12 protein-coding genes and 1 pseudogene are annotated in these 19,612 nt (G+C 63.9%); 11 read left to right on the top strand and 2 right to left on the bottom strand.

The window, feature by feature from the left end:
* Positions 1-160 precede the first annotated feature (160 nt).
* Complete coding sequence (locus DYE23_RS17860; RefSeq protein ID WP_011891513.1) at positions 161-1,366, top strand: IS4-like element ISMfl1 family transposase; 1,206 nt, start codon at positions 161-163, stop codon at positions 1,364-1,366.
* Between the two features lie 133 nt (positions 1,367-1,499).
* Here the strand turns inward: DYE23_RS17860 and DYE23_RS30660 are convergent, their stop codons facing one another.
* Positions 1,500-1,910, bottom strand: coding sequence for a hypothetical protein (locus tag DYE23_RS30660; RefSeq protein ID WP_147292295.1), 411 nt, complete (start codon positions 1,908-1,910; stop codon positions 1,500-1,502).
* Between the two features lie 792 nt (positions 1,911-2,702).
* Here DYE23_RS30660 and DYE23_RS17850 point away from each other — a divergent pair.
* The 10 genes and pseudogenes from DYE23_RS17850 to DYE23_RS17805 all read left to right on the top strand — a co-directional run bounded on the left by DYE23_RS17850 (position 2,703) and on the right by DYE23_RS17805 (position 15,840).
* Positions 2,703-4,235, top strand: coding sequence for a multicopper oxidase family protein (locus DYE23_RS17850; protein ID WP_115329016.1), 1,533 nt, complete (start codon positions 2,703-2,705; stop codon positions 4,233-4,235).
* Between the two features lie 347 nt (positions 4,236-4,582).
* Entirely contained in the window at positions 4,583-4,843 is a 261-nt protein-coding gene (gene lpqS / locus DYE23_RS32080; RefSeq protein WP_494337391.1) for a putative copper homeostasis (lipo)protein LpqS, read from the top strand.
* A 345-nt stretch (positions 4,844-5,188) separates the two neighbouring features.
* Positions 5,189-6,721 carry a multicopper oxidase family protein gene (locus DYE23_RS17840; protein WP_115327806.1) on the top strand — a complete coding sequence of 511 codons (1,533 nt, stop codon included), beginning with the start codon at positions 5,189-5,191 and terminating at the stop codon, positions 6,719-6,721.
* Between the two features lie 347 nt (positions 6,722-7,068).
* The gene (lpqS, locus tag DYE23_RS32075) at positions 7,069-7,518 is read left to right on the top strand and encodes a putative copper homeostasis (lipo)protein LpqS (protein ID WP_494337390.1); all 450 of its coding nucleotides are present in this window, start codon (positions 7,069-7,071) and stop codon (positions 7,516-7,518) included.
* A 116-nt stretch (positions 7,519-7,634) separates the two neighbouring features.
* Entirely contained in the window at positions 7,635-8,747 is a 1,113-nt protein-coding gene (locus DYE23_RS17830; protein ID WP_115326480.1) for a PLP-dependent cysteine synthase family protein, read from the top strand.
* 50 nt (positions 8,748-8,797) lie between these two features.
* Positions 8,798-10,015, top strand: coding sequence for an MFS transporter (locus DYE23_RS17825; RefSeq protein ID WP_115327804.1), 1,218 nt, complete (start codon positions 8,798-8,800; stop codon positions 10,013-10,015).
* Between the two features lie 257 nt (positions 10,016-10,272).
* On the top strand, positions 10,273-10,572 hold the full coding sequence (locus tag DYE23_RS17820; protein WP_115329015.1) for a hypothetical protein: 300 nt from the start codon (positions 10,273-10,275) through the stop codon (positions 10,570-10,572).
* A gap of 258 nt (positions 10,573-10,830) precedes the next feature.
* Complete coding sequence (locus DYE23_RS17815; protein ID WP_435404790.1) at positions 10,831-11,544, top strand: L,D-transpeptidase; 714 nt, start codon at positions 10,831-10,833, stop codon at positions 11,542-11,544.
* Between the two features lie 149 nt (positions 11,545-11,693).
* Positions 11,694-12,132, top strand: a pseudogene (locus DYE23_RS17810) (BlaI/MecI/CopY family transcriptional regulator).
* A 684-nt stretch (positions 12,133-12,816) separates the two neighbouring features.
* Positions 12,817-15,840 (top strand): DEAD/DEAH box helicase family protein, encoded by a 3,024-nt coding sequence (locus DYE23_RS17805; RefSeq protein WP_235660446.1) that lies wholly within the window; start codon positions 12,817-12,819, stop codon positions 15,838-15,840.
* Positions 15,841-15,969: 129 nt separating this feature from the next.
* Here the strand turns inward: DYE23_RS17805 and DYE23_RS17800 are convergent, their stop codons facing one another.
* Positions 15,970-19,569, bottom strand: a complete 3,600-nt coding sequence (locus tag DYE23_RS17800) for a DEAD/DEAH box helicase (protein WP_115327802.1) — start codon at positions 19,567-19,569, stop codon at positions 15,970-15,972.
* Positions 19,570-19,612 lie beyond the last annotated feature (43 nt).

The following is a 19,612-nucleotide window of genomic DNA, read 5'->3' as shown; positions in this document are numbered from 1 at the left end:
GTACGTCTTCATTCCTGAGCTTGCTGCTCTCTCTTGGCTTCCCGGCCTTCAGGGCTTGCCGCCGAGTTGCCCGGGGTGTTGGCTGTCGCAGCGGGGGCATTACAGTTCAGGCTAAGCCCAATACCGTTCAGTTAAGACTACATGGGTGTAGTTTGTTGGTATGCCTCGCGCGGGTTGGCGGAAGCCTGAATCGGATCGTCGGTTGTCGGATCTGGTGTCTGTGGGTGTCCTGACGAGGGTGTTTCCGCCGGCGATGGTTGATGAGGTGATCGAGGCGACGGGGCGTACTCAGGTGCGTCATCGTGCACTGCCGGCACGGGTGATGGCGTATTTCGCCATCGGCATGGGCCTGTACTCCGATGGCTCCTACGAGGATGTGTTATCCCAGCTCACGGATGGTTTAGCGTGGGCTTCCGGGTGGCGTGAGCAGTATCAGTTGCCGGGGAAGTCGGCCATTTTCCAGGCGCGGGAGCGATTGGGGTCCCAGCCGTTGGCTGCGTTGTTCGCGAGGGTCGCTCGTCCGTTGGGCGCGGCGGATACGCCGGGGACGTGGGTGGCCGGACGCAGGGTGGTCGCGATCGACGGGACGTGCCTGGATGTGGCGGATAGCCCGGTCAATGAGGAGTTCTTCGGGCGTCCGGGGGTGAACAAGGGTGAGAAGTCGGCGTTTCCGCAGGCGCGGTTGTTGGCGGTCGCCGAGTGCGGCACTCATGCGATCTTCGCGGCCACGATCGGCGCCTACCGCGACGCGGAGTCCACGATGGTCGAGCACGTGCTCGATGCACTGACACCGGAAATGCTCGTGCTGGCTGATCGTGGATTCTTCTCATACGCGTTGTGGCGTAACGCTTCCGATACCGGAGCCGATCTGCTGTGGCGCGTGAGCACCGGACGCAACGGCCCGACCCCCACTCACGTCGAGGATCTCGCCGACGGTTCGTGGCTGGCCCACCTGCGCGCGGCCAAGGACCGACACGGCGAGCCAATGCTGGCTCGCGTCATCGACTACACCGTCGACGACGGCCGCGACAACCCCGTGGCCTACCGGTTGCTCACCACGCTGACCGACCCGGACACCGCACCCGCGGTCGAGTTGGCGGCCGCGTACGCCCAGCGCTGGGAGATCGAGAGCGTCTTCGACGAACTCAAGACCCACCAGCGTGGGTCGAAGGTGGTGCTGCGGTCGAAGTCGCCCGACCTCGTCCTGCAGGAGATCTGGGGATACCTGTGCTGCCACTACGCGATTCGCTCGTTGATGAGCCAAGCCGCACACCACAGCGGACACGACCCGGACCGACTCAGCTTCACCGCCGCGTTGCGCGTCGTGCGCCAATCCGTCGCCCATCAGGGCGCTTTTTCCCCCTAACCGGCGCCGATCCGCCGACCCTCACTGGCAGGCGTTCCTCCGTCGCCTCCTCGACCGCATCAACCCGGCACGCCGCACACGGTCAGCTCCCCGCGTGATCAAACGCAAAATGCCCAAGTGGCATGTCAAAAGATCAGCGCACCAACACTGGCCACAACCCGAACACCCACCCAGCGTCACCGTCATCAGCCACTAACTGAACGGTATTGAGGCTAAGCCGGTATTCGTTGGAGACCACTCGGTAGCGGACTCCTTGACGTCCGTACCGCCCGTCACGGCCAGGGACAGCCTGGACGACCGGAGGTCTCACGAATGTCGATTTCGAAACGCCAGTGACGATGCACTTGCTCAGGGGAAGCCTGTCGCCGACCCGGGTCGCGATGATTGCCGTGCCGCCCTCCTGCGCGATGACCCCCGTGACCTCGGCGTAGGTTTGGCCCTCCAGGTGGGCCGCGGCCGACGCAATTCCCGGCAAAGAGAACAGGGCACTTGCCGCAACGGCAGCGGCGGCTGCACCTGCCATAACGTTGATCTTGACCGTCACGAGCGGATCCTGTCAGTGATCGTTGGCTAGCGTTCCAGCCATCTGATGTAAGCGAGCACTTGCCAGTGCCGGCTTAATGTCGGGTTCGATCTCCTCTACCCGACTTCATTGTGCGCCGCGATATGCACCGAATCGATCGAGTTCCTATGAAGATTCGTTGAAGACCCGATCGGCGTTAAAGACTCGATGAGTTTTTGGGCGTCGAGCGCTGTGCCTGGAGCCGGTATGTGGCTGGCGCGCACCGGGTGCCATCAACAGTGGGGAGACTGTGTAAGCGGCCTGGTGCGGGCAGGCCGGTTGCGGACGGTGGTCGGGTGAGGTGTCCGACTCGATGGTCGCCGGCACCCCTCGCAACGCTGCCAAGAGTGTCGCGACATTCAGGATGCGGGTGGGCTGTTCACAGTGACCCACATGTTCGCGGAATAATGGATAGTGCTCGAGCACAACATCGTTCGTTTGCAATGCCAAACGTTTGCCACATGGCCATCGATAGGACCAACGGTATTGGTCGTTTGGCGCCCCGGCCCCGGGGGGGGGGGGGGGGGGGGACTGGTGCTAATAGGCTACACATCGGGGCACCCACGACAACAGCGCTCTACGTCTATCATCCAGTCGTGTATTGAACGCCGATGGCGTCTTTAACGAATCTTCACATCCTCTTCATCAATTCGGTGGGTATCGCGGCGCACGGTGAAGACGGGAAGGAGACCGGATCCGACATGATGTGGTACTAGTGGACTTGCGGTGGGTGCCAGGTGGGTTTGGGCCCGGTCGCCGGGAATGCAGCGTGTGATGAGTGATCTCGTGGCGTCGGGCGGCGGTTTGAGCAGACGGCGGTTTCTGGGGGTCACCGCTGCGGCTGGGATGGTGTTGGCGGGTTGCACGCGCTCAACCGACAGGACCGCGCAACCGGATCCGGTGGCGGTCGCGGAGTCGCGTCGCCCGCACAGCGGACGCACGGTCAGCGCAACACTGACCGCCCAGCGCACCCGCGCCGACCTCGGCGGGGTGATTGCCGAGACGCTGTCCTACAACGACACCGTGCCGGGGCCTCTGCTGCGGGCCAGCGTCGGCGACGAGTTGGCGGTCACCGTTCGTAACCGATTGAGCGAGCCGACGTCGGTTCACTGGCATGGCATCGCGCTGCGCAACGATATGGACGGTGCCGCTCCGGCGACGCCCAACATCGATGCCGGACGCGACTTCATCTACCGATTCTCGGTTCCGCACCCGGGAACCTATTGGGCGCATCCCCATACCGGGTTGCAGGCCGACACCGGCCTGTACCTTCCGGTGATCGTCGACGACCCGACCGAGCCCGGCGATTATGACGCCGAATGGGTGGTGATGCTGGACGACTGGACCGACGGCGTCGGTTCGAGCCCTCAACAGCTCTATGAGGGGCTTCGCGCCATGGGCCCGCCTGCGCACGATATGCCGGGGATGGGAGACATGGGCGATATGCCCGGATCAGCGACGACGGTGCCCGGGGTGGGCGGCACGGGCGGCAGCGAACTGCTCGGTGGCGACGCCGGAGATATCACCTACCCGTACTACCTGATGAACGGCCGAATCCCGCAAGCTCCGAGCACGTTTCGCGCAAAACCTGGCCAACGAGTTCGTATCCGGCTCATCAACGCCGGCTCGGATACCGCGTTTCGGGTGGCGCTGACCGGCCACTCGATGATGGTCACACATACCGACGGCTTCCCGGTGGTTCCGACTGAGTTTGACGCTGTGTTGGTCGGGATGGGGGAGCGTTATGACGTGGTGGTCACCGCCGGTGACGGGGTCTTTCCGCTCGTCGCCGCCGCTGAAGGTAAGAACGCCGTGGCGCGAGCGCTGCTGGTCACCGGAGCCGGTGCGCCTGCTGCGCCGGATTTCCGGCCACCGGAGTTGTCTGGCCGCGTCGGCACGGTAGAGCAGGTGAGCGCGGCGCCCAGCGTGACGCTGCCGAGCCGCACCGCCGACGTGGCACTGCCCGCCGACCTCGCAGGATCAATGGCCACCTACGATTGGACGATCAATGGTCGGCCGTTCGCCGCTACCGAACCGCTGAACGTGCAGCAGGGCCAGCGCGTCGCGGTGACGTTCAACAACATGTCCATGATGTGGCACCCGATGCACCTGCACGGCCACACCTTCGAAGTAGTGACAGCCGACCAGCGGCGGCCAGGCCCCCGCAAGGACACCGTCAATGTGCTTCCGATGCAGAAACTCACGGTGGTCTTCGATGCCGATAACCCGGGGATATGGATGCTGCACTGCCATAACACCTATCACCAGGAGGCCGGCATGATGACCAGCCTGAACTACAGGACCTGAGGGCCGTGCGTCGATCTTCGCCAGAATGACTCAGTGATATCCGTAACATCTCCGGCGTCGGTGACTTGTTCATGCACGCCTTGTGTTCCGAGCAGTGCGACGAGCGCTGACGCGTCGAATACCAATGGGTGCCCAATGCTGCCAAACTGTGTACGTAAGCAAATAGTACGTATATGCAGGAACGATTCCTCAAGAAGTGGCCGGGTGGGTGGCGCCGGATGAAGAGATCCGGTGGCGGGCAGGCAGATTGCAAACTCTGATGGCGGTACGCCCGGGGCGGGCCTGGTGAGGCGAAATTGAAGAATCGCGACCCGGTAACAACACGGAATCAACTTCGCGCGCGGGCCGTGGCGTGCGTGCGCGCTGTTACTGTGGGCAACGTTGTGAAACACGAGGGCTCGCGAACCACGATACTGCTGCGCCGACTGATCGGGCTGGCAGTGATCTCGTGGATGCTGGTCGCTGTCACCGGGTGGGCAGCCACCTGTGTGGATCCTCCGGCGCCGCACGGACCCCATGCTGTGGTATCGGCACTCGGGTCTCAGTTCGCTGAAGTCGTCGATCACCCACATTGTCTGGACGGGTCCATCATCGACCTGCGCGGATAACCGGATCGTGCGCCAGCACACCATCGTTGGTTTGCGGCGCCAAACGCGTGCCACATGGTCCGCATCGAACAGCGCATTGGCAGCTTGGCGCCAGGTCCGGGGTGCTGGCGCCAAGAGGCTAGACATCGTGGCATCGGTGGCAGCGGCGCTCTACTTCCATCATTCAGCGGTGTATTGAACCGATGGCGTCTTTAACGAATCTTCATATCCTCTTCATCAATTCGGTGGGTACCCGAGCGCACGGTGAAGACGGGAAGGAGACCGGATAGACATGATGTGGTACCGGTGGGCGGGCGGTGGACGCCCAAATGAGTGTGAACCCGGGCTCCGGGAAGCCGGCGTGTGATGAGCGAGTTCGTGGCGTCGGGCGGCGGTTTGAGCAGACGGCGGTTTCTGGGGGTCACCGCTGCGGCTGGGATGGTGTTGGCGGGTTGCACGCGCTCAGCCAACCAGACGCCGCAACCGGATCCGGTCGCGGTCGCGGAGTCGCGTCGCCCGCACAGCGGACGCACGGTCAGCGCAACACTGACCGCCCAGCGCACCCGCGCCGACCTCGGCGGGGTGATTGCCGAGACGCTGTCCTACAACGACACCGTGCCGGGGCCTCTGCTGCGGGCCAGCGTCGGCGACGAGTTGGCGGTCACCGTTCGTAACCGATTGAGCGAGCCGACGTCGGTTCACTGGCATGGCATTGCGCTGCGCAACGATATGGACGGTGCCGCTCCGGCGACGCCCAACATCGATGCCGGACGCGACTTCATCTACCGATTCTCGGTTCCGCACCCGGGAACCTATTGGGCGCATCCCCATACCGGGTTGCAGGCCGACACCGGCCTGTACCTTCCGGTGATCGTCGACGACCCGACCGAGCCCGGCGATTATGACGCCGAATGGGTGGTGATGCTGGACGACTGGACCGACGGCGTCGGTTCGAGCCCTCAACAGCTCTATGAGGGGCTTCGCGCCATGGGCCCGCCTGCGCACGATATGCCGGGGATGGGAGACATGGGCGATATGCCCGGATCAGCGACGACGGTGCCCGGGGTGGGCGGCACGGGCGGCAGCGAACTGCTCGGTGGCGACGCCGGAGATATCACCTACCCGTACTACCTGATGAACGGCCGAATCCCGCAAGCTCCGAGCACGTTTCGCGCAAAACCTGGCCAACGAGTTCGTATCCGGCTCATCAACGCCGGCTCGGATACCGCGTTTCGGGTGGCGCTGACCGGCCACTCGATGATGGTCACACATACCGACGGCTTCCCGGTGGTTCCGACTGAGTTTGACGCTGTGTTGGTCGGGATGGGGGAGCGTTATGACGTGGTGGTCACCGCCGGTGACGGGGTCTTTCCGCTCGTCGCCGCCGCTGAAGGTAAGAACGCCGTGGCGCGAGCGCTGCTGGTCACCGGAGCCGGTGCGCCTGCTGCGCCGGATTTCCGGCCACCGGAGTTGTCTGGCCGCGTCGGCACGGTAGAGCAGGTGAGCGCGGCGCCCAGCGTGACGCTGCCGAGCCGCACCGCCGACGTGGCACTGCCCGCCGACCTCGCAGGATCAATGGCCACCTACGATTGGACGATCAATGGTCGGCCGTTCGCCGCTACCGAACCGCTGAACGTGCAGCAGGGCCAGCGCGTCGCGGTGACGTTCAACAACATGTCCATGATGTGGCACCCGATGCACCTGCACGGCCACACCTTCGAAGTAGTGACAGCCGACCAGCGGCGGCCAGGCCCCCGCAAGGACACCGTCAATGTGCTTCCGATGCAGAAACTCACGGTGGTCTTCGATGCCGATAACCCGGGGATATGGATGCTGCACTGCCATAACACCTATCACCAGGAGGCCGGCATGATGACCAGCCTGAACTACAGGACCTGAGGGCCGTGCGTCGATCTTCGCCAGAATGACTCAGTGATATCCGTAACATCTCCGGCGTCGGTGACTTGTTCATGCACGCCTTGTGTTCCGAGCAGTGCGACGAGCGCTGACGCGTCGAATACCAATGGGTGCCCAATGCTGCCAAACTGTGTACGTAAGCAAATAGTACGTATATGCAGGAACGATTCCTCAAGAAGTGGCCGGGTGGGTGGCGCCGGATGAAGAGATCCGGTGGCGGGCAGGCAGATTGCAAACTCTGATGGCGGTACGCCCGGGGCGGGCCTGGTGAGGCGAAATTGAAGAATCGCGACCCGGTAACAACACGGAATCAACTTCGCGCGCGGGCCGTGGCGTGCGTGCGCGCTGTTACTGTGGGCAACGTTGTGAAACACGAGGGCTCGCGAACCACGATACTGCTGCGCCGACTGATCGGGCTGGCAGTGATCTCGTGGATGCTGGTCGCTGTCACCGGGTGGGCAGCCACCTGTGTGGATCCTCCGGCGCCGCACGGACCCCATGCTGTGGTATCGGCACTCGGGTCTCAGTTCGCTGAAGTCGTCGATCACCCACATTGTCTGGACGGGTCCATCATCGACCTGCACCACGGTATTGCCGCGGCTGTGCTGCCCCGGGTCATGACCCTGCCCCTTGCGCTTGGATTGGTCACCGCCGTGGCTTTGGCGCTGGGCTGGTGGGGCGCCGCGGTCGGCACATCCATGCGTGGCCCGCCGCCGGCGGCCCGGGCTGTGCTCTGGGGTCGTGATCGGCTCACCCGGTTCTGTATCACACGCTGCTGAGTGGGCGGCGCATGACCTGTCCGCATTGAGCGGACTCGGGTCGATGTCTGCTGCCCACCATCCATAGCCGCGTCCTCTTCAGCGCTGCGGCTCCGACGCAGAAGCGTGGAAACCCCATGAACCATGTCCTATCCGTACACACGCCCGACCTGTCCGCCTCACGTCGCCGCGCCGTCGGCCGGTATCACCGCCGGCCTGCCACGCTGGTCGGCCGCACTCCAGTGCTGTGGATCGGTGCTCCGTTCAGCTCTGAAGAGCGGGGCTTTTGGGCCAAACTCGAGGGCTTCAACCCCGGCGGGATGAAGGACCGCCCGGCCATGCACATGGTGGAGCGTGCCCTCGCCCGTGGCGATCTGCAGCCGGGTGGCCGGATCGTCGAATCCACCAGCGGCACACTCGGGCTGGGGCTTACGCTGGCGGGCACCGTATACGGGCATCCGGTGACGCTGGTCGCTGATCCCGGTATGGAACCGATTGTTCAACGAATGCTTTCGGCATACGGTGGGCAGGTGGATCTGGTGACCGAGCCACACCCGCGGGGCGGTTGGCAGCAGGCTCGGCGCGATCGGGTGGCCGAGATTTTGGCCGGTGATCCGACCGCCTGGTATCCGGATCAGTACAACAATCCCGACAATGTCGACGCGTATCGGGGCTTAGCGCTGGAGTTGCAGAATCAGCTGGGGTCCATCGACGTCTTGGTGTGCTCCGTGGGCACCGGCGGGCATTCAGCCGGCGTGGCGCGGGTGTTGCGCGAGTTCAATCCCGACTTGCAGCTGATCGGCGTGGACACCGTTGGTTCGACGATTTTTGGCCAGCCGGCAAGCACGCGGCTGATGCGCGGCCTGGGCTCGAGCATCTACCCCCGCAATGTGGATTACCGCGCATTCCACGAGGTGCACTGGGTGGCGCCCGCGGAGGCGGTGTGGGCGTGCCGAACCTTGGCCGCCACCCACTACGCCAGCGGCGGGTGGAGTGTGGGGGCGGTCGCGCTGGTGGCCGGTTGGGCGGCGCGCACCTACCCGCAGGGTACAAGGATCGCCGCGGTGTTTCCCGACGGCCCGCAACGCTACTTCGACACCGTCTACAACGACGACTACTGCCGGGCACACGGAATCCTGGCAGGCCCCCCGGGTGCAGAGCCCGCGGTCGTCGCGGAGCCCACAGAGTGCGTCGTCCAGTCGTGGACGCGGTGCGCGCGGGTGGTTGACCCCGTGGCGGTGGCGCGGTGAGGGCAGTGGCCGCACAGTTCAGGAGTTTTGGTTGGCCGAGCCGGCTGCTGATGATCAACCAGTTCGGCATCAACCTGGGCTTCTACATGCTGATGCCCTACTTGGCGGGATATCTGGCCGGCCCGTTGGGGCTCGCAGCATGGGCGGTCGGTCTCGTGCTGGGCGTGCGTAATTTCTCACAGCAGGGCATGTTCATCATCGGAGGCACACTCGCTGACCGGTTGGGCTACAAACCGCTGATCGTAGCGGGATGCCTACTGCGTACCGCAGGGTTCGGGTTGCTGGTCGTGGCCGAGTCACTGCCGATGGTGTTGATCGCCTCGGCGGCCACGGGCTTCGCCGGAGCATTGTTCAACCCGGCGGTACGCGCTTACCTGGCAGCCGATTCCGGTGATCGGCGCGTCGAGGCGTTCGCAGTGTTCAACATCTTCTACCAGGCGGGCATTCTGGCCGGCCCGCTGGCGGGACTGGCGCTGATGGCGCTCGACTTCCGCGTCACCGCGGCAGCGGCGGCGACAGTGTTCGCGCTACTGACCGTTGCCCAGTTGTTCGCCCTTCCCCAGCACAGCGCCACACTCAACGCCGAGAAGGCGTCCGTACTCGATGACTGGCGCGCCGTGGTGGCCAACCGATCCTTTCTGCTGTTCGCAGCGGCCATGACCGGCTCCTACGTGTTGTCCTTCCAGGTATATCTCGCACTGCCGCTGCACGCAGCGATTCTGGCGCCAGACGCCGAAACGCTCTTGGTTGCAGCGGTGTTCGCGATTTCCGGAGTGATCGCCGTGGGCGGACAACTGCGCATCACTCGCGTGTTCGGTGCACGATGGGGCGCGGGACGCTCACTAATCATTGGAACACTCATCTTGGCGGTCGCGTTCGTGCCGCTGGCCGTCGTTCCCGATAGCGGCCGGTTCGGCCTGGCGGCCTCCGCAATCGCCTTGCTCTCTGCCGCTGCACTGCTCGCAGTCGGATCAGCAGCGGTATTTCCCTTCGAAATGGACACCGTGGTATCACTCGCCCACAACCGGTTGGTCGCAACACATTACGGCTTCTACAACACCATCATCGGTGTCGGCATACTCGCCGGCAACTTGGGCACTGGCGCACTGATGCAAGCCGCACGCGATGCCGGAGCACCAGAGCTGATCTGGGCAGCGCTGAGCCTAATTGGCGGGCTGACGGCATCAGCGCTCTTCTACCTCAATCGCAGCGGGCGACTGCAGCCGGCGCCGGTCAAAGCCGCCATGAATCCGGATCGACTGCCCTAGCTGGACCATCGTCCTGTGCAGCGACTGCCCGGCCGTCGCGGTGCGTGCCCATGCGCGGACTTCCGAATAGCGGCCATCTGATCCTTTCGAAAAGTCGAAAGTAGCTGTCTCAAAAGCGTTCTCATCGTTATCCAACCGTGCCCGCAAGCCCGGTATGACTGTCAGCAGTTGAGGTACCTTGGACTAGTAACTACTGATCTACTACGTACTAGACCAGGGCGATGAATGGCTGGTCCAGCGGCGAATTGGGAGTGGACATGGCTACATTGGCAAAGACGGTGACGATAGTCGCCGGTATCACCACCGCGGCCGTGTTGGTCGCCGCGCCGGCACCTGCTGCCCCATCGGGCCCTGGCTCTGCGCAGGATACGGTGAAAAGCCTTGAGGACAGCGGATATACGGTCATCGTGAGCAAGACCGGATCCGCGCCTCTTACGAAGTGCGCCGTGAGCTCGATTCGACCAGGACGCGACGTCACCGAGATGCGCAGGAACGTGCGCGACCGCACCGTGGAGCGGGTGGTGTACAAGACCATCTACGTCGACGTCACCTGCTAGGAGAGGCGGCGATGCGGCGCGGTGGCTAGCGGCCGATCGGCCGGTTGCCGCAAGGGTGTCGTGGCAGTGAGCCCTGACGCCAACTCAAGGAATGTATGGCGATCAAGCGCGTGGCTCAACCGTGCGGTGGGGATGATTCGCCGCTGACGGTTTGGAAGCTGCTATACGTAGTAAGTACGTAGACTAGCGTTGTGGCGCACGCCGCGGTTGAACGAAGGTGGTGAAGGTTAGTTGCGATGGCTCCTAACCACGGCAGCCGTGGTGGCTGCTTTCCTGGCGCCGTCGGCGGGCACCCCAGTCGCCGAAGCTGCGGCCACCGACGCTTTCGGCGTGATTCGCGTCCTTCCGGGCCCCGGTGAGGTGGTCGGGGTCGCCCATCCTGTGGTGGTGGAGTTCATTGCGCCGGTCGTCAATAGGGAGGCCGCCGAGCGTACCGTTTCCATCACCACCTCGCAGTCGATGGCCGGTGAATTCACATGGCTCGACGATGCAACGTTGGAGTGGAAGCCGACCGGCTATTGGCCGGCCCACGATGAGATCGAAGTGCGGGCAGGCGGGTTGAAGACCGAGTTCAGCACCGGTGCTGCGGTGGTCGGTATCGCTGACATCGATGCGCACACATTCACTGTCGAAGTCGACGGCGAGGTGGTCCGTGAAATGCCGGCGTCACTGGGTAAGCCCGGTTTCGAGACACCTGTCGGTGACTTCACGGTGTTGGAGAAGCAGCGCAACGTCGTGTTCGACTCACGCAGCATCGGTATCCCCCTTGACGACCCGGAGGGCTACCTTATCGACGGCGAATTCGGCGTGCGGGTGACATGGGGAGGTGTCTACGTGCACTCGGCCCCCTGGTCGGTCGACGCGCAGGGAGCGGCCAATGTCAGCCACGGCTGCATCAACCTCAGCCCGGAAAACGCCGAGTGGTATTTCGACATGGTGCGAGTAGGGGATCCCGTCACCGTTCAGGCGTAGCGGGTCGCGCCGATACAGCATGCGGTTGGTGCCGTTTCGGCGACAGCGGCCACCCGGGCACTTAATGTGCGCCCTGCTTCAGCGCTTGTTGAATCGCGCGTATGCCATGGTGGCCGGTAAGCTCTTCGTCGAACAGTGGAGGTTCAACGGTGCGGGTGCGCGGCTTCGGCGAGTTGGAAGCGGTCATCATGGAACGCGTGTGGGACTACGGACCTGAGGCGTCGATGACGGTACGGGAAATTTTCGAGGAACTGGCCGCCGAACGGCAAATCGCCTACACCACGGTAATGTCCACCATGGACAATCTGCATACCAAAGGCTGGCTGGCCCGCGAACGCGCGACGGTCGGGCCTATCGCTACTGGGCAACACTGTCGCGCGAGCAGCACACGGCACGGTTGATGCGCGATGCCCTCAAGGGCGGGGGGCGGTCTGACCTGGTGCTGAGCCAGCACGGCGTTGCGGCGGCTGCCGAAGAAGCGGTCAGGTAAACGGTGACTTCATCGAGCAGATCGGTCCCCGGGAGTCCGAGCGGCTGCGCCGGGACCGACTCAGGTACGCACGTTCTTGGAGGCCGTGGTCTCGCTGACCGTCAGGCCGCGGTTGTGGCGTACCTATCCTGCATTGGCAGCTTCCGCCACCACCGGCCAGTTTCATGGATAATAGAGAATATCCATGATACTCGGAACGTTTCGTAGACAACATTATTCGACTAGAAGTACATGTTCGGAGTATGGCACACGTATCGAATTCATACCCTCGCTCAGCCCTGAGCCGCCGATAGCATTCCGACGGAGGCGGTCATACTCGTTGTCTAGCGTGACCGGGGAGAAGCGGTGGACATACTGCCTTGCCTTTCATTGGCGGCGTGTCGACCCACTGATATAGGGAGCGGAGGCCGCCCAGAATGGTGGATATCAGCGATTACCCATGATGGCGTTTTCCCGACGTGGCTGCCCGGTGCATGAGCGCCGCTCGTACGGCACCACGGCGCGGGAGCCGACGACTGCCGAGTTTCGTAACGGGAACCTTTACGTCGTCGACGGAATTTCCAGCCTCTACGACCACCATCGCCTTTCAACTGCAATTGTCGCTGTTGCAGTGACGTAATCGGGTGTTATCGGCGACGACGGACGGTCGCGTGCCGCCCGTAGGGTCGAGGTCGGCTGGACGCCCGAAAGCACTGCCTGTACCTGATCTCTGCATTTGAAGAGTGTCGTAAGAACGGGCGTGTCGAAGGCAGTGCGCGTGAGGTGGGTCGCACAGTTTAGGAGTGCCATCCTTCTACCAGGAGCCGTCCCACGGTTTCGGGCTTTTTCAAACTCCCGAGGTTCCGGGGTGGCGGCCGCCCCAGCGCGGAGCGTTGGGCGCGCTACTCGGCTACTGGGCCGTCCATCGCGTCAAACCGGCACTCATCGCGGTGCCGACGGGGTCAGGCAAGACGGCCATCGCTCTCGCGACTCCCTACCTGGTCAAATCGAGCCGAATGTTGGTGGTGGTCCCGAGCACCCAGCTGCGTAGTCAGACCGTGAGCGCTTTCAAAAAGCAAGAAGTCCTACGTCAGATGGGTGCCCTAGCCGGTACCGCGAACCCGAAAGTCTTGGAGGTGAAGGGGCGGTTGACGTCCTGGCACGATTGCGAGGACGCAGATGTAGTCGTAGCGCTGCCCCAGTCAATCAGCCCCGAGCACTACAGCGAAGGCTCGAAGGCGCCTGTTGACCTCTTCGACTTAGTGATTGTTGATGAGGCCCACCACGCGCCGGCACCGACGTGGCGAGCGATCTTAGACCACTTCGATGGCGCCAGGAAGGTGCTACTCACTGCGACCCCTCGGCGCCGTGACGGCAAGCGCGTCCCCGGCGAGATGATCTTCCACTATCCCCTCCGAGCGGCCATGTCTGACGGGTATTACAAGAGAGTCCAGGCGAGACTGCTCAGTGTCAGTGCCTCTGCACAGCGCCACGAGTGCGACGAACTGATCCGCGACGCGATCGTGAACGAGCTCAATCGGCCAGAGCACGCGTCAAGCACGCTGCTCGTCCGTGCAGGGACCAGATCGAGAGTGACTGAGCTGGTGCAGCTGTACCGGGAGGCCGAGGTCGACGTCGCCGCGTTGACATCTGATCTTGGCGAGGCCCGCCGAACACAGATCATCGATGGCTTGCAGAACGGCACCGTCCGAGCGGTCGCCGTCGTCGGCATGCTAGGCGAGGGATTCGATCTGCAAAGTCTCCGACTCGCCGCCTACCACGACAAACACAAGTCGGTAGCGTCGACTATCCAACTCATCGGCAGACTTGTGCGCAGCCACCCCGACTTCCCCCAGCCGTCGGTCCTTATGACGGTGCAGGATGCTGACGTCTATCCGGGGTTGAGAGGCGCGCTATGGGACCTCTACCAGGAGGACGCCGACTGGCCCTCGCTCCTACCTGGAATCATCGACGACGCGATAGCGGCCGAAGCGGCAGACAAAGCCTTCGTCAACCAGCTCACAAGCTCTCCTGCCGAGCTGTCGCTGGAGAGTATCCGACCGCTGGTCCGTGCCACGGTGTCCGAGGTCCACGATGACTGGACGCCGTCGTTTGTCGACGGCAGCGTTCCTACGGGCCTGGAGCCTGGTGACGAAATCCGGGGACGGCAAGTCCTGTACTCGACGGTTACCCCCGAGCACCGGACCCTCCTCGTAGTCACTCAGGGCATGCGTTCGCCCCGGTGGACCCTCGATTCGGGCTTGGACGCACCCGAGTATGCCCTGCACCTGATCACGTACCTCCCGCCCACGGGCGCGTCCCGTCGTGCGCTCCTATTGGTGAACTCAGGCGACGGCACGGTCATGCCCACGGTCATCGAGGCGCTTGACGCCACGACCGAACATCTACGGCCCGCAGATCCGGAGCGGCTCCAGCGAGCCTTCGACACCCTTCCACGACTGAGCGTCTCGAACGTCGGTGTGCGCAACACGTATGGCGGTGGTCGGGGAAGTGCCAGTTACAAGATATTCGCCGGCAGCGGCGTCGATCGTGGAATGCGCGAAGCCGACACAGCACAGGCTGCAATCGGCCATGCGATGGCACAGGTGGGCGAGGGCGCCGGCAGCGCCGCCTACAACACCGGTTTGGCTGTCGAGAAGGCGAAATTCTGGGAATCGCGATACGTTCCGCTGCGCGAGTACGACAGTGCCCTCTTGGATTTCACTGACCGCTACTGGTCCCTAGCTGAGATCGCCGCGCCTCTGCTTCCGTCCGTCGCACGTGGAGTTCGACTCGACCGCTTCCCCGAGGTACCTGTTGCGGCCATCGAGATGCACTTCTTGCTCCTCGCAAGTGAATGGACCCTTCTGGATGGATTCCCAATCGGCCGCCTTGATCTTCAGCACGACTTGGCGGTCGTCTCTGGCGACCACCTGATGCTTGCAGCAGTAAGACCTGACACGGGCGCAACCGTCTGGTCCGGGTATCTCAACACCCAGGGCAACGTTGTGGACGCCGACTCACCTACTTCTGTGAGAAGGGGCCATCAGCCTCCTCGGCTTCTGTCTGACCTGTTGTCAACGATGCCCCCGATGGTGTACTTCCTCAATGGTCAGATAGTCGGCGGTGCAACGCTTTACCAGCCGCCGGGCGTACAGCGGGATCTCACGCGCTGGACTCCGACCTTTCTCGATTGGAGTGCCACCAACATTGAGAAGGAGACGGACCGAAGCGCCAAGCCCGCCGGTAAGGGAGATTCGATACACCACACGTTGCGGACTCACCTGACAACTCGAACGACCACCGCACGACGGCGATGGGTTTTTGAGAACGACGGCTCGGGGGAGATCGCAGATTTGATTGTCCTCGAGCTCCGAGGGACCAATGAGGTCTTGATCGAGCTGTGGCACGCGAAGCCCGCTAGCGGAACGAATCCGTCTGTGCGAGTTACCGACATGCAGGTCGTGGTCGCTCAGGCCATCAAGAGCCGGCGGTGGCTCACCGATCGCGGGCTCTGGAAAGAGATGGCCGATCGTTACTCCGGAGCCAGTTCCCCAGCACTGAAGCTGGTTGACGGCAGCGACAGCGAAGGCCTTCTACGGGCGATGCTAGGTCTGATGCCAGAACATCCCGCCTGGTCGCTCACGAACCGCCCGACACAGGTTCGCGGCACCGTCTTAATCGCTCAGCCCGGGCTCTCATGGACCCAGCTGAAAGACAAGGTCAACCAAGATGAACTCAGCGCCACCCAGATCCGCGATCTACTTGCTGTATTCGACGATTCCCTTGGCGCGTTGGGTGATTCGGCGCTGGTCTGCTCGCCGTAGCACCAGGCCTTTCGTGCTGGATGCGCCTGACGTTGGGACATCTCATGCGACAGCCAAAGGGCTACTCCACCTACCCGAGGTGGATCCGCCGCCACTCGTACCGGTGCTGAACAGGTCCGAGTTGTGCCCCTATCCCGTTCGTCCAGTCGGACCGGATCGCGGTGTCCATTCCCAGCCGGGCAGCGTGACCAGCCGCTTCCGGCGTTCTTCGCTCAGCTGTCCCTTTGCGTGGCTTTGCCGCTGTGTTGCGACCCATGAGCCGAGGCTGAATCCGCTTGCACTGGTGTAGCTCTGGGGCGGACAGGCGTGGCCGTTCTCGTTGGCATACTGCTGAAGTTGCGCATAGCCGCCCTCCCACCAGGCGTCCCGGACCGACACAGCCCAACCCGGTAGCGCCGCGAGTCGCTCCCTGCGATCCGCCCGGAGCGAGTCCCAGCCGGACCGTTGCACACTTACCCACTGGCCCAGCTTGAATTTGTGGAACAGGCAGTCGGCGGGCACCAGAGCGGTGCCGTTTTCCTCGACGTACGCGGTCAGGTGCGCGAAGCCCTCCTCCCACTGCGTGACCTTGGTGTTCAGCGCCCACCCGGGAAGCTGCTCCAGACGGCGACGCCGGTCCGCGTCGAGTGTGGCCCAGTTCTGCCGCTGCGTGTTGACCCATACCCCGAGCTTGAAGCCGTCCCTTATGCAGTTGCTTGGCGGCTGCGCCGCTCCGAACTCTGCTGCGTACTCCGCGAGATGGCGGAATCCATCCTCCCAGAACGCGATTCGGCTGTCCAGCGTCCATCCCGGAAGCTGTTCTAGTCTGTGCCGGCGCTTGGGGCTCATCGATTTCCAGGTCGATCTCTGGTTACTCACCCAAGAGCCAAGCTGGGCGCCATCCGGCGTGACGTATGCCCCGGGAACACGGGCGTCGCCACGTTCGGCTACGTACTCCTCAAGTCGGCGGAACCAGTCCTCCCACCAGTTTCCTCGCGCGTCCAGCGTCCAGCCCGGAAGATGTACGAGCCGCTGTTTCCGGTCCTCGGTGAGCTTGTCCCAGATGCGCCGCTGAACGCTGACCCACTTTCCCAACCGATACCCATCGTCGGCGACATACGTCTGCAGAACCTGCGCGCTCCCATGCGTTTCCACGTACTCGACGAGGTGCCGGTAGCCCGAATCCCACTTGTCGTCGAGCATGTTGAGCGTCCAACCAGACAGGGCCTGAAGGCGTTGCTGACGCTCTTCGGTGAGCTGGTCCCACGTGCGCCGCTGGCGCCTGACCCACGACTCCACGTCAATGCCATCGACCAACAGCCCGCGGGGAGGGCTTGCGTGGCCGTTCTCCGCCGCGTAGCGAGCGAGCGCGGTGAGCGACGTCTCCCACAGCGCGGAGCGGGCATCGAGGGTCCAGCCGGGAAGGCTTTGTAGCCGGTGTTGGCGGTCCGCGGGCAGAGTCGTCCACTTCGTGCGCTGCTTCCCGACCCACTTTCCGAGGCGGTACCCGTCATCGCAGACGTGGTCGTCGCGAACACCCGCGGCGCCGTGCACGTCGACGTACTCCCGGAGGTGCCGGATCCCGTCTTCCCACTGATCTGCCTTCGGATCCCAGCTCCAGCCGGGCAGGGCGTCCAAAAGCTTTTGCCGGGTTTCGCTCAGGCGGCCCTTTGAGCGCTGGAGCCGCTGCGTCGTGACCCACGTGCCAAGCCGTTCACCGTCAGCAGTGACATACGTTTGCAGCACCAGCGCCGTCTTGTGCTCGTCCACGTAGCGCTGCAGAAGTCCGAACCAGAACTCCCACGACGGACTGGTTTTCTCCACCAGCCGAGTGTCGAAGGCGTGGGCGAACTCCGCCCCAACGTGGACTGGCACGTCGAGGTGGATCTTGTCCGGCAGCCGTGGCGCTGCACCGTGTCGGCCCATCTCGCGGCGCAGCGTGTCGATCTGCTCCGCTAGGTCGTCGTCGTGTGCCCGCAGCGCCTTGATCACGTCCCATACCGGCTCGAAGACGGAATCGTTCAGTGCAGCTTCGGGATCTGCATCGGTGTCCACGAATACTGGGATGACGATGGTTCCGATTGCCTTGTCATCGGCTTTCCGGATCGCTCTTCCGACGGCCTGCACGATGTCGACCTCGGAGCGTCGCGGGTCGATGAACGCGACCCCGTCGAGTGCGGGTACGTCCACCCCCTCAGCGAGGCACCGCGCGTTGGCGAGCAATCCTCGTTCGCCGTCATCGAGCCGGCGCAGGTGTTGTAGAAGAAGGTGGCGTTCGCCGGCCGTCATTGCACCGGACGCGTAGCGGGACCACAGGCCGCCAGTGGGCCGTTGGTGGGCGGGCATCCAGTCGATCACCGCGGGCATTTCCGCTGAGAACTCCTGCGCGCGGGCGACGCGGGAGTGGAAGCTGATGAGGCGCCGCAGGTCGTACTTCCGCATCGCCTTCGCCAGGCCGATCTGCCCCGCGAGGGACCGGGCGTCGGTGATCGTTTCGCCGTCGCGGGTGACCAGGGTGCCCTTGTCTGCGTAGCCGCGGTACGTGGCGTTGTCGACCCCGACGATCGCCACCTGGTAGTCGGTGAGCAGCCTGCGGCGTATGGCCTCGCTGAAACCGAGTCGGTGGAACACCTTGCCGAACTTGGTCTCATCGTCCATCGACGCGACTTCGAGGTCCTCGTCGCCCGCCGCCTTGATGACCCGGCCGGTGAAGTACCGCGGTGTGGCGGTCATGAACAACCGCCGGTCGGCCCTGATCCGGCCGCCGTCGAGTATGGCCGCGAAGTTTGAGGACTGCGGCCCTGCGCAGCGGTGCGCCTCGTCTGCGACGGCGAGGTCGAACGCCGGTACCTGCCACAAGTCGAATGCGTCGGCGATCCGCTGCGACGACTGATAGGTGCAGAACACCACGCGGGGGCCGGAAGGATTACGGAGGAAGGTGGCGATCTCCGCGGGGTCGGTGGTGACAGGTAGGCCGAGCTCGCTGACGTGCTCCACCGGGATGTCCTCGGTGCTCGACACCGTCTCGTCGGAGCACACCGGCAGCGCCTCGACCCCCGGGCGGCCCTGCGCCTGCCACACCCGCATCGTCTGCTTGAGCAGCGACAACGACGGGACCAGCACCAGGGTGCGTTGCGCGTTCAGCTCTTGGGCGATGAACTGCGCGGTGAGTGTCTTGCCAGTGCCGCACGCCATGATCATCTGGCCGCGGTCGGCGGTGTCGAAGCCGGTGATCACGGCGTCGATCGCTTCACGCTGATAGTCGTGGGGCTCAGCGGGTTTAGGGGGCGGTGAGAGCCGAAGCTGCCCCGGGCTGGCCGGCCAGTCCACCTCAGCGGTGAGCAGGTCGCTGAGTCCGACGAGCCCGACCGGCTTCTCCTGGGCATCAACCGTTCGGCGGCCGTTGGGGCTGAGCCTGTCAGTAGTGGCGATCAGCAGCCGGTAGGAGAACACGGCCCGGGAGGACTCCGACAGGAACGTATCTACGTCGGCCTTGGTGACGGCGTAATGAGGGTCGTAGGCCTTCGTCTGGATCGCCCATAGTCGCCCCGCCTGGTCCTCGGCGACCAGGTCTATGCCAGCGTCCGCACTCCACCGGCCGGGCCAGTCGTCCCACAGCCAGACCTGTCGGAGGGCGGTTCGGTACTGCGGGTCGTTCATCAAGTACCAGCGGCAGATGTGCTCGAACTGCCTGCCCCGTAGGTGCGGGTCCGCGGCGAGGGTGGCGACGAGGTCAGAGAATGCCGGCATGGTGAGGGAAGCTACTCGCGGCGGGCGACAATCTGGCAGGTAG

Origin of the sequence: Mycolicibacterium gilvum, from assembly GCF_900454025.1 — a bacterium.
GTDB lineage: Bacteria > Actinomycetota > Actinomycetes > Mycobacteriales > Mycobacteriaceae > Mycobacterium > Mycobacterium gilvum.
The sequence above is the reverse complement of the archived record's forward strand: the minus strand, read 5'-3'. Positions and strand labels throughout refer to the sequence as shown.

Coding starts and splice junctions, on each gene's coding strand:
- DYE23_RS17860 (WP_011891513.1), top strand. CDS start 161: ATGCCTCGCGCGGGTTGGCGGAAGCCTGAATCGGATCGTCGGTTGTCG.
- DYE23_RS17850 (WP_115329016.1), top strand. CDS start 2,703: ATGAGTGATCTCGTGGCGTCGGGCGGCGGTTTGAGCAGACGGCGGTTT.
- DYE23_RS17840 (WP_115327806.1), top strand. CDS start 5,189: ATGAGCGAGTTCGTGGCGTCGGGCGGCGGTTTGAGCAGACGGCGGTTT.
- DYE23_RS17830 (WP_115326480.1), top strand. CDS start 7,635: ATGAACCATGTCCTATCCGTACACACGCCCGACCTGTCCGCCTCACGT.
- DYE23_RS17825 (WP_115327804.1), top strand. CDS start 8,798: ATGATCAACCAGTTCGGCATCAACCTGGGCTTCTACATGCTGATGCCC.
- DYE23_RS17820 (WP_115329015.1), top strand. CDS start 10,273: ATGGCTACATTGGCAAAGACGGTGACGATAGTCGCCGGTATCACCACC.
- DYE23_RS17800 (WP_115327802.1), bottom strand. CDS start 19,569: ATGCCGGCATTCTCTGACCTCGTCGCCACCCTCGCCGCGGACCCGCAC.